Source organism: Endozoicomonas sp. ALD068, assembly GCF_049310145.1.
GTDB lineage: Bacteria > Pseudomonadota > Gammaproteobacteria > Pseudomonadales > Endozoicomonadaceae > Endozoicomonas_A.
In genome coordinates this window covers 6,939,073-6,954,203 of record NZ_JBLYNU010000004.1, presented here as the reverse complement: position 1 = coordinate 6,954,203, position 15,131 = coordinate 6,939,073, and the positions used below count along the sequence as shown (strand labels likewise).

The window sequence follows — 15,131 nt, the reverse complement described above, 5'->3', positions numbered from 1 at the left end:
CACACCCGGCTGCTCATGGAGTATGAGTCTGGCTCACAAAAGAAGTTGAATCAAACTCATTTTACTAATGATAAAAGTGAAAAAAATTGATAATCTTTTGGAAAATCAACCTCCGTACGAAACATTGCTTATCATGACAACCAACATAGGATTGGAACTGAGGCACCTGAAAACACTGCTTGCTCTAAAGCAGACCGGGAGCCTGGTTGAAGCAGCCAGAAGCCTGCATCTGACTCAGTCAGCCCTGTCTCACCAGATCAAGGAACTTGAAGCCCGGATTGGCATGGAGTTATTCATCCGTAAAACCCGTCCTCCCAGATTTACATCAGCCGGTCTGCGTATCCTGCAGTTGGCAGATGAACTTCTTCCCCAGCTAAGGCACGCTGAGCAAGACCTGTTCAGGTTGGCAGGAGGTGAGTCCGGACGCCTCAACATTGCCATTGAGTGTCACAGCTGTTACCAATGGCTGATGCCAACCATTGACGCCTATCGCCAGCAATGGCCGGAAGTCGAAATGGACTTTGCCACCGGCTTCAACTTTGCCCCCTTACCCGCTTTATCCAGAGGAGAGCTGGATCTGGTGGTTACCTCTGACCCGATAGGCGTTCCTGGTCTGACGTATATCTCGTTATTTCGCTATGAGATGTTACTGGCTCTCTCCAGACAACATTACTTGCTGAAAAAGGAGTGGATTGAGCCTGCTGATCTCGAAGCAGAAACACTGATTATCTACCCCATTGATCACAACCGGCTTGATATCTTCAATCGCTTTCTGGATCCGGATGACATAGAACCCAGCCAGGTCAGAACCGTTGAGTTGACCCTGATGATGTTGCAGCTGGTTGCCAGTCAGCGCGGCGTTTGTGCACTGCCTAACTGGGCTTTGGCGGAATATCTTGAAAAAGATCATGTAGCAGCGAGAAAGCTGGGCAGTGGAGGTCTCTGGTCAACACTCTATGCGGGTATCCGGGTGGAACAGAAAGAACAACCCTACATCGCCGACTTTCTGGAAACAGCCAGGGAAACCTGCTTCAAAACGTTATCGGGAATTCTTCCAGCCATATCGGAAAAAACCTTAAAGCCGTGATGGAAGGAAACAAACAGTCGGTTAGCGTCTTTGTTTACGAGGCAAAACCAGACTGAACCGGGCACCACCCAGAGGGCTGTGACTGACCATTGCCCGACCGTTATGCCAGTACATAATTCGCCTCACAATAGAAAGTCCAAGGCCGTAGCCACCTGATTTTCTGGTACGACTGTCATCCAATCTTGAAAACGCTGAAAAGACTCGATCCCATTGATCCTCTGGAATACCGGGACCATCATCATCCACATCAACCCGACAGGTGTCCTGTGTTGCGGAAAACCTGACCTCCAGTTTACTGTCTGCGTAGCGACAGGCATTACCCACCAGATTCTGGATGGCCCGGTGCATGTAGCGACGATCAATGTCTGCAAAACGACGTGGATCCAGTATATTGCAGGGAACATGCTCAATCGCCACACGATCCTGAAGACGCTTGTGCTCACCAACGACCTGACCAATGACCTTATCGACATCATGCCGCTTGAAACGCACCTCGGGCGCACCCTGTTCAAGATTGGCATAGGTCAGAATCTCATCCACCAGGTTATCCAGTTCCTGAATATCCTTATCCATACCTTCTAACTGATGATCTCTTTCTTCAGGCGTTCTGGCATCGGCCACCAGGTCCAGACCAAACCTGAGTCGGGCGACAGGTGTCCTTAACTCGTGTGAGACGCCTCTGATCATTTCTTTTTGCAGGCTCAACAGTCTCTGGATATGACCTGCCATGGCATTAAATGCCTGAGCCAGACGACCAATGGAGTCAGCACCGTACAGAGAGACCCGGACATCAAAGTCGCCATGACTGAAACGTGTCGCTGCTCTCTCAAGCTTGCGCAGACGTTTCTCCATTCCCCGAACCAGGATGTAAATGGCCAAACTCAGGGAAGTCAACACGAACAAACCAATGGTCAGCATCAGCTTGAAAGGATAAGGGTTCAGCAACCCTAATGGTCCCATTCTGAGCAGTCGGGTTTCATCCGGCAGGCTTGTGTAGATAGAGACCGTCTGAGCCTCGTCATCCAGCAGCATCATCACGCTGCCTTCACGGAGCTGCTCCTGCTGCACAGGGAGCAATCGAGTCTGAGAAGGTTCCACCAGATGGACAGGATAACTGAAGCTATTGACAGACAACTCTTTCAGTTTGTCTGCTCTACTTGCGACAGGAAAACGCATCAATTTAGCTTTCAGAAGACTGAGAGTACCACTGGCTGTTTGTTCTGATATAGACGACACCACACCTTCCAGAAGGATATCTCCCTCCAGAGGTGTCAGAACCAGAGCTCTGTTCTGATCCAACATGCGAACCCAGATGCCATCAGGCTTCAAAGATTTGAACTGTTCCTGATCCAGCCCTGAATCTTTCACGCTCACCAGCTCGAAGGGAATAGCAAGACGCTCTCCCCAGTCTTCCAGCCAGGAGTTACGTTCAGCTTCAGGCAAGGTTTCAACCGTCTCTGCGATCAGACGAAAGGTGCCCCTGACCATATCTTCTCGATAGTCAGCCTGTCTCATCCCATTGATCAGCGTGACGGAAATACCTGACAGAACAGCGACGAGCACCAGTGTAAACAGGAGCCCTCCGTATATGCGTAAGAAAATACTACTCACAGGTTTCTCTACTTAAATAGCTCAGAGCACTTATTCACTTTTAACGAAGAGGTAACCTTTACTGCGAACGGTTTTGATCAAACGGGGATGCATGGGATCATCGCCAATCTTGGGTCGAATACGGGACACCCGAACATCAATGGAGCGATCCTGCCCGTCGTACTCTATACCACGCAGCTGAGAGAAAATTTCTTCCCGGCTCAAAACCCGACCCGCATTGGAGCAAAGCAACCACAGCAGATCAAACTCGGCACTGGTTAACTCTACACTCACATCCTTCAGCCAGGCTTCTCGCATAGAGTTATCCACAACCAATGGACCAAACGTCAGGCGGCTGCTGCCTTGCTCTTCCTGTTCTTCCATGGGGCCCTGATTTCGGCGCAGCAAAGCCCGGATTCTGGCCAACAGCACTCTTGGACGTACCGGTTTGGCAACATAATCGTCTGCACCCATTTCCAGCCCCAGAACTTCATCCAGGTCATCGGTCCGTGCGGTCAGCATCAAAATTTGTCCAGCATAATGCCCACGAACACGGCGGCAGATGGAAACACCATCTTCTCCTGGCAGCATCAAATCCAACACCACCAGATCGGGACGCTCTTCAAGAATACGATCAACCGCTTTACCACCATCACCTTCTATTGAGACCGAGAGTCCATTGTTCTCGAGATAGTCCCTGGTGAGTGTGGCCAACCGCTCATCGTCCTCAACTATCAGGATTCGACCTGTTTCTGAATTCTCCACAGCCAAACTTCCAAAGATTATAAAAATGAAGACTACAAGCCCGACGTGAATGGTCGGGCTCAGGTAACGGATACTACTACAGCATTGCGTTAGAGTCCCTAGGTGACCTGAAAATTCCCCAAAAGGTCATTTTCCTGCCCTGAACGCTGATGACCGGCAGGGTCAGTCATGAGCCGTTAACATGCGTTTTTTTTCGGTCACTCACATCATGGAAATCCTGTCGTGGTTCTCATTCGGCTCGTTCAGAAAAGATCACGAGGAATTGTGTCAAAGCCTCCAGTAATTACCCTCGTAAATAGTATACAGAGGAAGGCACAGGCCTAATGGTTGCAATGATTAACTGAAGCGAAATTATCGTGGCAGATAAGTGAAACACTTCTGCTGTTTTGCAGCTAGCCTTGCTTTTCAAACATCAGAAAATGGTAGAAAGCTGAATGAGTTTGGGAGAACTTAAAAATGAGTAACATAGCCAGATCGATGGCATTGATTTTATTTTTGATGGCACTGTCACTAGCTGCAAGTGGTAATAGGACACTCACTAATATCGATGAAAATCCGGTCTGCACTACTATTTCGGGCCAGAGAGTACTTTATTTATGGAAAGCACAGACCCATCCCCTTGCTCATTCAGCCAAAAAGGTAAAAAGTCAGGAACTGGTATCACTCGGCATAGACCAACAACTTACTGCCAGTATTGCTGAAGACGAAAAATCAACTCACTATCAAGGTACTACATGGGCCCGTGATAACAACATGATGGCTGTTGATCGGGTGCTTACACAGCCAGAGGCTCTGGAGGTCGTTGGTAACATCCTGCTTGCATTTGCTGACCGTCAGGTAAACAAACTGGAACCCGACAGTAACGAGAGCTTTCCGGGTTTCCAGCACAATAATCTGGGAGCACTCCCAATCGTTCTGGTAAACAATCCCACTCAATTTATCATTGAACGGGTTATCAGGCGAAAATATCTCACACAAGTACAGGAATTCTTTGATCAACACCCCCACTTGTTATTCGGGATGCAATTACCCGAATTATTTACTCTGGATGTCGAAAGGGCAATTACTTATGTCAAGATAACAGCTCCCGAAAAACTGAAAGCGCAAGTCACTTCGGTATATCGGCATATTGAAAACTTGAAAACAACAACGCCGAACGCATCGCAATTCAAGTTTCCAAAACCCAGTTTCCTGTTGGCTAACTATATAAACGAAAATTTGGACAGGTTGACACCAGGCACCACTGACCCGGAAATCAATATACTCGCGCTCTGTGGCAAATACCTCAAAACGCTGGCAACTTACGACCCGTCGGAGGCACAAGCCAGGGGTCATCAGTTAACACCCATGATTGCAAGAGCAATTATCTACGTTTACACCAATGTTATGGATAAGCAGGGGCTGCCTGTCGGGGCTGACTACCTTGATATTTTTAATGACTTCCTCGCCGACAGCTGTCTGCTGACCAATGCGTCAATTCTTCTTGATGGCCTGAAAAGTCTCCAGAGTGCTTCGAGTTATCTTGATAATGCTGCGTTCAGGCAGGAATTGATCAGGGCTAGCCCATACCTGCCACCCTTGCTTAAGTCGCTGACAGATTCAGTGACCAGTGTTGAAACAATGCTTGTCAGTTTAAGTCAGCAGCTACAAAATAATCTGAGAACCCATTTACTCTTTGATGCCAACCAACAATTTAGCCCCCGCTGGTTTGTGCGCAGCAAGCATAAGGCTAGCAACCCTACACAACCAGGCTTGATCATTAAAGATATGATTGCTCAAAGAGAAGCGCTACCGGACGCACAAAAATTCAAAGATGGCAGTATCACAGACCCCTTCGGTCTGGCCTGGGCCATCATTTCCGGTGCGGTACCTCAGGAAAATTATCCGGATGTCGCCGATCTATTTGAGGAATTCTACAACAATGATGGTCAGTTATTTATCCCTATGGGCAACAGCGGTCCGAATGAGCACTTAATGAGAGCAAATAACGGCTACACATTATGGCCCGATAAAATACTGCGCTGCGGCATTGCCCTTATGGATATGTACAATACCACCGATGATGCGCGCTACCTCTCTCTGGCGCAGAAGATACACGACAAAGTGTCAAGGCTTGAGAATTTCAATGAGTATTACCTGAAGGATCCAGCAACAGGATTGTTCGTGCCTTCCGGCGCTGAAAACCAGGGATGGCATGTGTTCACTTACTATCAGCTATCAGATATGCTCGAAAACAGTTCTATTGAAAAATGAGCGGATAGGGAATAATCCCTAAACGCTCACGACTGGCAGAGCCTGGGGTGTGGCCGCAGATTTTCAGTGCTTGCCATTGAGCCTAAACTGACTTGGGAGTGATCATCCGTACCCTCGCTTATCCAGAGACGCCTGGTTACCGGTGGTCAGGCAAGAAGTCCCAGAGTTAATCAGCTAAACAAAGCAAATCGCGCCCTGCAACGGAGCAGGGATGGTATTCTTCGACTTGATTCCGGGGATTTTCACGGTAAACCTGGCATTTGTAAAACACTCAATGTTGTGGGTTACACCGTTTTGGTGCGTCTTTTCGAATACTACCTATTTCTTATTGATTTATACTTATTTATGACTTTTTATTATATATAGAGTCTGGCCTGTGTCGGCAGATCTGTAGAATACTGAAAGCCGTGTCAGCAAAAGCAGTCAGGCCGTTTGCAAGTACTAACACTGCAAAAAACTCACAAGTTATACACAATTTTTCCACTAAATTTCCAACTTGAACTTCTGCTAATAGCGCATTATCTTGTGTATATAAAAGGTCGCCACACAACATATTGTGTTGTTTAGTCGGGCAGTTAACCAGATAGTTAAATGAAATGGCTGGTGCGTGCTTATTACATATTAGATAGTGTGCCGAACTGAAAGACAGAATCTGTGAAGCCGCTAACGAAAGGGATTTGTGGCGCAGGCGCTGCGGTATCAGGGAAGAAAAGCTGACAGGTCACTCAGGACAGCATCTGACTCCTGAACACACCTCTTCGAGACGTTTTTACTGCGGGATCAGTGACCTGCAGATTTTTCTCGGCTCAACCCTCTGCGACACAACTCCTGCACCCAAGACAGGGGCTGGCATTCAGTAGTAGCCGAAACATAAAAATACAATATCTTGAGTTTTATTTTTTTACTGGTAAGGACTTTTAATGAACAAAGATATCCTGGTCACCAAGCGCGATGGAGACAAGGAGCAGCTGGATCTGGAGAAGATCCACAAGGTTATCACCTGGGCTGCTGAAGGACTGAACAACGTTTCCGTTTCCGAAGTTGAACTTAAATCACAAATCCAGTTCTACGATGGCATACAGACCACAGATATCCACGAAACACTGATCAAGTCAGCCGCTGACCTGATCTCCGAACAGGCTCCTGACTACCAGTATCTGGCAGCTCGTCTGGCCATCTTCCATCTGCGCAAAAAAGCCTACGGCCAGTTCGAGCCACCTGGACTCTACGACCACGTTGTCAAACTGGCAGAAATGAAGAAGTACGACGCTCATCTTCTCCATGATTACAGTGAAGCTGACTTCAATGCCATGAATGGCTTTATCGATCACAGGCGTGACATGGACTTCAGCTACGCTGCCGTTAAACAGCTGGAAGGCAAATATCTGGTTCAGAACCGGGTCACTGGTGAATACTATGAAAGCCCCCAGATGCTTTACATGCTGATCGGTGCCTGCCTGTTTGCCAGCTACCCTGAAGAGACCCGACTGGATTACATTGAGCGTTTCTACAAGGCTGTCTCTACATTCAAGCTTTCTCTGCCAACACCAATTATGGCCGGTGTTCGCACACCTACCCGCCAGTTCAGTTCCTGTGTATTGATTGAGTGCGGTGACTCGCTGGATTCTATCAATGCGACATCCAGCGCCATCGTTAAGTATGTTTCCCAACGTGCAGGCATTGGCATCAATGCCGGCGGTATTCGTGCCATTGGCAGCCCGATCCGTAACGGTGAAGCTTTCCATACAGGCTGTATTCCTTTTTACAAGCACTTCCAGACAGCCGTTAAGTCCTGCTCACAGGGGGGGGTTCGTGGCGGCGCAGCGACTCTTTTCTACCCGATCTGGCACTATGAAGTTGAGAATCTGCTGGTTCTGAAGAATAACCGGGGTGTTGAAGAAAATCGTGTTCGTCATCTGGATTACGGCGTTCAGTTCAACCGCCTGATGTATCAGCGCCTGATCACAGGTGGCAACATCTCTCTGTTTTCTCCGATTGATGTTCCGGGATTGTACGATGCTTTTTTTGAGGATCAGGAAAAGTTCGAAGCCCTCTACGTCAGGTACGAACAGGATCCTGACATCCGCAAAAAGACTCTGAAAGCAGTAGAGCTTTTCTCCCTGTTTGCATCCGAGCGTGCCAGTACCGGTCGTATTTACCTGCAGAATGTTGACCACTGCAACACTCACAGCCCATTCGACCCGACAGTAGCTCCGGTTCGCCAGAGCAACCTCTGCCTGGAAATTGCACTGCCTACCAAACCTCTCGAGCACGTAATGGATGAGGAAGGTGAAATCGCACTGTGCACCCTGGCTGCTTTCAATCTGGGTAAGCTTGATAGCCTGGACGAACTGGAAGAGATGAGTAACCTTCTGGTTCGTGCGCTGGATAACCTGCTGGACTATCAGGATTATCCTCTGCCAGCGGCTTACAATGCCACCATGGCACGCCGCCCTCTGGGAATTGGCGTGATCAACTTTGCCAACTACCTGGCTAAAAACGGTGTTCGCTATTCTGATGGCTCAGCCAACGGTCTGACTCATAAAACCTTTGAAGCTATTCAGTACTATTTGCTGAAAGCTTCTAACCAGCTGGCAAAAGAGAAAGGCACCTGCACCAAGTTCCATGAGACCACTTATTCCCAGGGCATACTGCCTGTAGATACCTACAAGAAGGACCTGGACGAAGTCTGCAGCGAAGCACTTCACCTGGACTGGGAAGCTCTGCGTAGCGAGATCAGGAATCACGGTCTGCGTAACTCAACATTGACTGCCCTGATGCCTTCCGAGACTTCATCTCAGATCAGTAACGCCACCAACGGCATTGAACCGCCACGTGGCTATGTCAGCGTCAAGGCCAGTAAGGACGGTATCCTGAAGCAGGTGGTACCAGACTTCGAAGAGCTGCGTAACAGCTATGAACTGCTATGGGATATCAACAGTAACGACGGTTACCTGCAGCTGGTTGCGATCATGCAGAAGTTTGTTGACCAGACCATTTCGGCCAACACCAACTACGATCCTGCTCGTTTCGAAGGTGGCAAGGTACCTATGAAACTCCTTCTTAAAGACCTTCTGACAGCCTATAAGCTGGGTGTGAAGACCCTTTACTATCACAACACCCGTGATGGTGCGTCGGACGGCCAGGAAGAAACAGATGACGGCTGTGCAGGCGGCGCTTGTAAAATTTGACGAAAGTCGGAACCGGGACACTGAAACAGTGTCCCACTTATAACAGAGTTAACAGCAACTGGACGAGGCCGGCCCTTCCTGGCCCAGAAGCAGAGAGAACATGAGCTACTCGACTTTCAACCAAGAAAAGTTCAATGCCACTCAGGAACCTATGTTTTTTGGACGGGGTGTTAACGTCTCCCGTTATGATGTCCAGAAACACCCGATCTTTGAAAAGCTGATCGAAAAACAGCTTTCATTCTTCTGGCGCCCGGAAGAGGTGGACTTATCAACCGACCGCAGTGACTTCGCTCATCTGCCAGAACATGAAAAACACATCTTCCTGAGCAACCTTAAATATCAGACCCTGCTGGACTCTGTACAAGGTCGCTCACCCAATGTCGCCCTGCTGCCCATTGTTTCCCTGCCTGAGCTGGAAACCTGGATTGAGACCTGGGCCTTTAGTGAGACGATTCACTCTCGTTCTTACACCCATATTATTCGTAACATCATCACCGAACCTTCCGTGGTTTTTGATGATATTGTGAATAACGAGGCCATTGTCAAAAGGGCAGCAGACATCACCCGTTACTACGATGACCTGATCGAAGGAATCTGCCAGCTCAACATGCTGGGTGAAGGCACTCACCAGATCAAAGGTAAGGAAGTACTGGTTTCCGTCAGGGATCTGAAGCGAAAACTTTACCTGACCCTGGTATCAGTCAACGTTCTCGAAGCCATTCGTTTCTACGTCAGCTTTGCCTGCAGCTTTGCTTTTGCTGAGCGCTCCACTATGGAAGGCAATGCAAAAATCATCAAACTGATCGCCCGTGACGAAGCCCTGCACCTGACCGGCACCCAGCACATCCTGCAAATCATGGCCGAAGGTAAAGACGATCCGGAAATGGCTGAGATTGCTATTGAGCTTCAGGCAGAAGCCAGACAAATCTTTATTGCTGCTGCTGAACAGGAAAAAGAATGGGCTGAATACCTGTTCCAGAATGGCTCAATGATTGGTCTGAACAAAGACATTCTCAGTCAGTACGTGGAATACATCACCAATCAGAGAATGGTAGCCCTGGGCTTTGAACCCGCTTTCCCATCCCGTCAAAACCCCCTGCCCTGGATGAATAGCTGGCTCAATAGCGACGCTGTTCAGGTAGCACCTCAGGAAGTGGAAGTCAGCTCTTACCTGGTGGGCCAGATTGATAACGAAGTCCAGACCGATGACTTCAGCAACTTCTCACTGTAAGAGAGATAACAAGGTGGCCGGAAGACTGGCCACCTTTCACCGGGAGACCCTCATGGCCAACATCGTCAAGATACTGGATGGCTTCAGCTTTATTTCCAGAAGTGATCTCAACTTGCTGGAAGCGCTTGAATCACAGAAGGTGGATATTGAATACCAATGTCGTGAGGGATTCTGTGGTAGTTGTCAGGTTGAACTGGTGGCTGGTGAAGTGGAATACTTTGCTGAGCCCGTCGCTTTTGTCCCCGATGGAAAAATCCTGCCCTGTTGCTGCCATGCCAAAAGCGACCTCACTATTGAGATCCCCGGTGGCTGTCATATAAAAAAAGAGTAATGACCGGAAAAAAGCGGACCTCTTTTTAATAAAAAGAATTTAAACTTAATTTTATATAACTATTAAAAATAAAAAACGTTTTGCCTTACCCCAATCAACCAGTCGCCTCCCTGAACTAAAGCACTCTTGCTCTGTCTAATACTTTATAAGCGGCAGAGTTTTCAGGGAGGAATCGTAACTATGACAGGAAAATTGGCATCACTGCACCCTCGTTTTATGCTGCTGATTCTTCTGGTCAGCGTATTGCCAACGCCTGGATTAAGCCATAACGCATTCGCTGTGGGCGACAGTCCTGAGGATTATCAGGCAGGAGTTCTCAAAACAGACGCCCCTTTGTCTGTTCTCAACCTGAAATATCCTCGCCCGGCAGACAGCATTCCTTACGTTGGGTCTTTTGATCCTGAAAAGCTCAATTTCAACAAGATCCCGGAATCCGACCCCATTCGACGTTACATCCATTCTCCTGCCGAAAGAGAAAACGTTGAGCGCTGGTATCGCGACAATGTTCAGTTTATGGATGAAGAAGTGGCCAGGATGGCTGAGTTCAGGCAGCGCCTGAAAGCACTCTATCCCTATGCATTTGCCAGTTACCTGTCTTATCGCTACAAAGTTAGCAGTGACAAAGCGGGTACCAAAGAGGCTCTTGAAGATCGCCTGACTTACATTCAGTATCGCAACGCAGTCAAGACAGATGTCCCTGAAAAATGGCTGACACAGGGAGTATTTGACACCCGACGCGAAACAAACCGAATCCATGACCACAAGGATTCCGGGCTGAAAGCCAGAGTTCTACTCCACACCTCACAAAAGAAGATTCTCATAGCTTTCACCGGGACAGAATTTGACAGCCTTAACTCTCTGGCTAACGCAGTCTGGACACAGGGTGGCTACGGATATGGCTATCTGGCTCAGATCACCTCCAGCTTATACCGCTTCATCACTGGCAGCGGTTATTTTCCATTGGAAGTCCCCATGCTGAGAAGAGCCCTGGAACTCACTGTCGATCTTTATGAGCACTACCCTGACCATGAGTTTGAGCTGACGGGTTCTTCTCTGGGTGGCGCAATCGCCCAATATGTTTCGTTTAAAACTCGATTCAAGGCAGTGGTATTTAACAGTCTTGCCCTGAACTCAGCCATCTACTGGCAAGTTCAAAACGAAGAACCTGACCTGAGACCCGAAGCTCTGATCACTCATGCTTATCTGGACGGAGAGCTCTTGAACGATACCCTTCAGGGACATTTTATCCAGGGTCCGGCTCACGCAATCTATGCCCAGGGCAGCCTTCCTGTTGAAGGGCTGGAGATCCCCGTACCCGCTTCTGAGAAGTCGCTGCATGGATTAGCTCAGTTCTGGTCTCGACACCTTGCCAGTGGACTGCTCAGAGCACTTGAGGCCAACATCCAGCTTAACCTTCCACCACTGCAGCCCGGACAGTCATAGGCCTGAGCAAAGAGCAGAGCGGCTGAGCTATATTTCTCCCAACCGTTCTTTCCCCGTCAATCCACCTCGACACAGAAAAGGCTGAAGATATTGTGTGCAGAGTTGTTGCCAGCAGCCATCTATGCAAGATTAATGGCACCAGAATCAGAATAATAAAAAGCCTTCTCCTCAGTCTTTGCCTGACAAACCCTCTGGCGGCCCAATGTCAGGTACATATTCAAAAGTCCTTTACCCTGATCGGTACCCACAAATATCCGGACAGCTTTACTCATTTTGCTTACACAAACCCCAATGCACCTAAAGGTGGTGTCCTGAGACTGGCCAGGACAGGATCATTCGATACCCTGAACCCGTTTAACGGCAAAGGAACCGTTCCCGATTACGTTTACCACACCTACGGCTCATTAATGACCCGGTCAGCCGACGAACCCCACTCGCTTTATCCCTTTCTGGCCGAAGCCATCGAATACCCTGACGACTTCAGCTGGGTCGCCTTTCATATCAACCCGGCAGCAAAGTTCAGCGACAACCACCCTCTCACTTCAAAAGATGTTGTATTTACCTTTGAATTATTCAAAAAGGAAGGCTCACCCTTTTTGAAGAACCTTTATAAAGACGTAGTCAGAGTTGAAAAAACGTCACCCTACCGAGTCGTTTTTTATCTGGACAAACCCGGCAGAAAACAGCTTGCCCTGCTGGCTTATCTGCGCGTACTTCCGCATCATTACTGGCACACCAGAAACTTTCAGGACAAACACCTGGACAGCCCGGTGACCAGTGGCCCCCTGAAGATCAAGCAGGTCAGATTAGGTCAAAACATCACTTTTGAGCGAGTCCGGAATTACTGGGCAGTCAATCTTCCGAGCCAGAAGGGGAGATACAATTTTGATGAAATCAGGGTGGACTATTATCGTGACCATCAGGCTGTAACCGAAGGTTTCAGAGCGGGGCTTTACGATGTTCATCAGGAGACAGACACTCAAAAGTGGCATCGCTTATTCAGTTTCCCGGCGGTAAAAGAAGGTCGAGTGCTGAAGCAAGACATTGCAACACTCTATCCATCTGGCATGAGTGCCCTGGCCTTTAACCTTCGCAGGGATAAGTTCAAAAATCCGGCTCTTCGTCAGGCTTTAATCATGGTCTTCGATTTCGAATGGATTAACAGAACTCTGCTGAATTGTGATTTTCAGCGTACTACGAGTTTTTTCACCAACTCGCCTCTTGCAGCCACAGGCTTGCCTACGGGAGAAGAACTCAAACTGCTGGAACCATTTCAGGAGCAGTTACCCGATGAACTTTTCAAGCAAACTATCAGTGTCCCTGTTTCAGACGGAAGCGGTAATAACAGGGAGAATGTCAGGAAAGCTCTGGCTCTCTTTAAAAAAGCAGGGTACCGGCTGGAAAACGGTCGAATGATAGAAACAGAATCAGGCAAGCCTCTCACTCTCAAGCTCCTGACCGAGGACCCTAAACAGGAGCGCCTGTTACTTTCTTACCGCAAAAGTCTTGCTGATCTTGGCATAACACTGAATATAAATACTCTCGACAAAAGCCTGTTCCGAAAAAGAGTCAAGGCATTCGATTTCGAATTGGTGGACTGGTATTTCTGGCAATCCACCTATCCGGGCAACGAGCTTTATAACATGTGGAGCAGCAGAGTCGTAATGGAAAAACACAGTGGTAACATTGTCGGTATCACCAACCCGGTCATTGACCACTTGCTGGCCGCAGCAACAAAAGCAGACAGCTACGAAAAACTGACACCCATTGTCAGGGCTATGGACCGGGTGCTGATGTGGGGCCACTATGTCATTCCCAAATGGCATACTCAAAAGACTCATCTGGCCTACTGGCATTATCTTGATCATCCACCACAAGACCATCTTTACTGGCTCGACCTGAATAACTGGTGGTACAGACAAAACCAGAGCCTTTAGCCAAACAGAAAAACACTGCCAACAAGTTCTTGATTTGGGGATTGGCATCGGTAGAATGCGTAGCAATTTGCTTAAGAAGGCTTGTCTGAAGGCACAGGCTTCTTTAACTTAGGTTTAATGGCGATTTAATGCATAGAGGCTGTTAAAGCTGAAACGCTTACTGCAACGGACACGCGCGAATGACATCCGAAACTGGCTGTTATGGTTCAAACTCACGTCTGAGCAGGATGCCAAGCGGCATCGGCAGTGATGCGTATTTCAGAAAAAAAGCCCCTTTATCAGGGGCTTTTTTTTGGCTTGTGCTTTCCGTATAGCTCCAAAGGCTATTTGCCACCAGCGCCCAACTCTACCCCCTTACTCAGGAACAGGTAACTCTTGATGGAAAACCAGCTCTATCTGAGGGACATCATTTCCATAGCAGATCTGAATCGTTCGGACCTTGAACAGATTCTGGAGACTGCCGCCCAGCTTAAGACAAAGCCACGTCCTGATCTGCTCAAGGGCAAGGTGATTGCCAGTTGCTTCTTCGAGGCTTCCACCCGTACCCGTCTCTCATTCGAAACCGCTGTTCAAAGGCTGGGAGGAACCCTGATTGGTTTCTCTGACAGCAGTAACACTTCGGCCAGGAAAGGCGAAACACTGGCCGACTCAGTCAAAATCATCAGCTCCTATACCGATGCCTGCATCATGCGTCACCCTCAGGAAGGTGCGGCACGACTGGCCTCTGAATTCGCTAATGTCCCCATCATCAATGGCGGTGACGGTGCCAACCAGCACCCGACACAGACATTGCTGGACCTGTTCAGCATCAAAGAATGTCAGGGGACGCTGGACGATCTGACCATTACCTTTGTCGGCGACCTTAAATACGGCAGAACCGTTCATTCGCTGGTTCAGGCTATGTCACTGTTCGGTGCCAAATTTAACTTTATCGCACCCGAAGCCCTTTCAATGCCCGATTACCTGCTGGAAGAACTGGACGAAAAAGGTATTCAGTACCGCCAAGCCGAGACTATTGAAGAAGTGGTACCAGAGTCTGACATTATCTATATGACACGGGTTCAAAAAGAGCGCTTTGATGAAACTGAATACATGCACATGGCCTCTAAATATATTCTGGGTGTCGAAAGTCTGAATGGGGCCAGAGAGAACCTGAAAATTCTTCACCCCCTGCCCAGGGTCGACGAGATAGAAGTGGCTGTCGATAACACACCTCATGCCTATTATTTTCAGCAGGCCGAGAATGGGGTCTATGCCCGTCAGGCGCTCCTGGCTCTGGTTTTGAACGAAAGTATCTGAAGGG

General features: G+C 48.5%; 10 protein-coding genes. 8 read left to right on the top strand and 2 right to left on the bottom strand.

The window, feature by feature from the left end; translation table 11 throughout:
• Positions 1–133: 133 nt before the first annotated feature.
• On the top strand, positions 134–1,087 hold the full coding sequence (locus ACO6V5_RS25165) for a LysR family transcriptional regulator (protein ID WP_422409453.1): 954 nt from the start codon (positions 134–136) through the stop codon (positions 1,085–1,087).
• A gap of 21 nt (positions 1,088–1,108) precedes the next feature.
• Here the strand turns inward: ACO6V5_RS25165 and ACO6V5_RS25160 are convergent, their stop codons facing one another.
• Positions 1,109–2,698 carry an ATP-binding protein gene (locus tag ACO6V5_RS25160; protein WP_422135011.1) on the bottom strand — a complete coding sequence of 530 codons (1,590 nt, stop codon included), beginning with the start codon at positions 2,696–2,698 and terminating at the stop codon, positions 1,109–1,111.
• A gap of 30 nt (positions 2,699–2,728) precedes the next feature.
• On the bottom strand, positions 2,729–3,448 hold the full coding sequence (locus ACO6V5_RS25155; RefSeq protein WP_422135012.1) for a winged helix-turn-helix domain-containing protein: 720 nt from the start codon (positions 3,446–3,448) through the stop codon (positions 2,729–2,731).
• Between the two features lie 450 nt (positions 3,449–3,898).
• Here ACO6V5_RS25155 and ACO6V5_RS25150 point away from each other — a divergent pair, with 450 nt between their 5' ends.
• The 7 genes from ACO6V5_RS25150 to pyrB all read left to right on the top strand — a co-directional run bounded on the left by ACO6V5_RS25150 (position 3,899) and on the right by pyrB (position 15,127).
• The gene (locus ACO6V5_RS25150; protein ID WP_422409455.1) at positions 3,899–5,695 is read left to right on the top strand and encodes a hypothetical protein; all 1,797 of its coding nucleotides are present in this window, start codon (positions 3,899–3,901) and stop codon (positions 5,693–5,695) included.
• 920 nt (positions 5,696–6,615) lie between these two features.
• On the top strand, positions 6,616–8,886 hold the full coding sequence (nrdA, locus tag ACO6V5_RS25145; protein WP_422135014.1) for a class 1a ribonucleoside-diphosphate reductase subunit alpha: 2,271 nt from the start codon (positions 6,616–6,618) through the stop codon (positions 8,884–8,886).
• Between the two features lie 100 nt (positions 8,887–8,986).
• On the top strand, positions 8,987–10,117 hold the full coding sequence (nrdB, locus tag ACO6V5_RS25140; protein ID WP_422135015.1) for a class Ia ribonucleoside-diphosphate reductase subunit beta: 1,131 nt from the start codon (positions 8,987–8,989) through the stop codon (positions 10,115–10,117).
• Complete coding sequence (yfaE, locus tag ACO6V5_RS25135) at positions 10,092–10,448, top strand: class I ribonucleotide reductase maintenance protein YfaE (protein WP_422135016.1); 357 nt, start codon at positions 10,092–10,094, stop codon at positions 10,446–10,448. The genes nrdB and yfaE overlap by 26 nt, the downstream gene beginning before the upstream one ends.
• Positions 10,449–10,628: 180 nt before the next feature.
• Positions 10,629–11,891, top strand: a complete 1,263-nt coding sequence (locus ACO6V5_RS25130) for a hypothetical protein (RefSeq protein WP_422409460.1) — start codon at positions 10,629–10,631, stop codon at positions 11,889–11,891.
• A gap of 92 nt (positions 11,892–11,983) precedes the next feature.
• On the top strand, positions 11,984–13,828 hold the full coding sequence (locus ACO6V5_RS25125; RefSeq protein ID WP_422409462.1) for an extracellular solute-binding protein: 1,845 nt from the start codon (positions 11,984–11,986) through the stop codon (positions 13,826–13,828).
• 378 nt (positions 13,829–14,206) lie between these two features.
• Positions 14,207–15,127 (top strand): aspartate carbamoyltransferase, encoded by a 921-nt coding sequence (gene pyrB / locus ACO6V5_RS25120; protein ID WP_422409464.1) that lies wholly within the window; start codon positions 14,207–14,209, stop codon positions 15,125–15,127.
• The last annotated feature ends 4 nt before the right edge of the window (positions 15,128–15,131 follow it).

Excerpts from the sequence above, each read along its gene's own strand:
- pyrB (WP_422409464.1), top strand. The coding sequence starts at position 14,207 with ATGGAAAACCAGCTCTATCTGAGGGACATCATTTCCATAGCAGATCTG.
- yfaE (WP_422135016.1), top strand. The coding sequence starts at position 10,092 with ATGACTTCAGCAACTTCTCACTGTAAGAGAGATAACAAGGTGGCCGGA.
- ACO6V5_RS25165 (WP_422409453.1), top strand. The coding sequence starts at position 134 with ATGACAACCAACATAGGATTGGAACTGAGGCACCTGAAAACACTGCTT.
- nrdB (WP_422135015.1), top strand. The coding sequence starts at position 8,987 with ATGAGCTACTCGACTTTCAACCAAGAAAAGTTCAATGCCACTCAGGAA.
- ACO6V5_RS25150 (WP_422409455.1), top strand. The coding sequence starts at position 3,899 with ATGAGTAACATAGCCAGATCGATGGCATTGATTTTATTTTTGATGGCA.
- nrdA (WP_422135014.1), top strand. The coding sequence starts at position 6,616 with ATGAACAAAGATATCCTGGTCACCAAGCGCGATGGAGACAAGGAGCAG.
- ACO6V5_RS25130 (WP_422409460.1), top strand. The coding sequence starts at position 10,629 with ATGACAGGAAAATTGGCATCACTGCACCCTCGTTTTATGCTGCTGATT.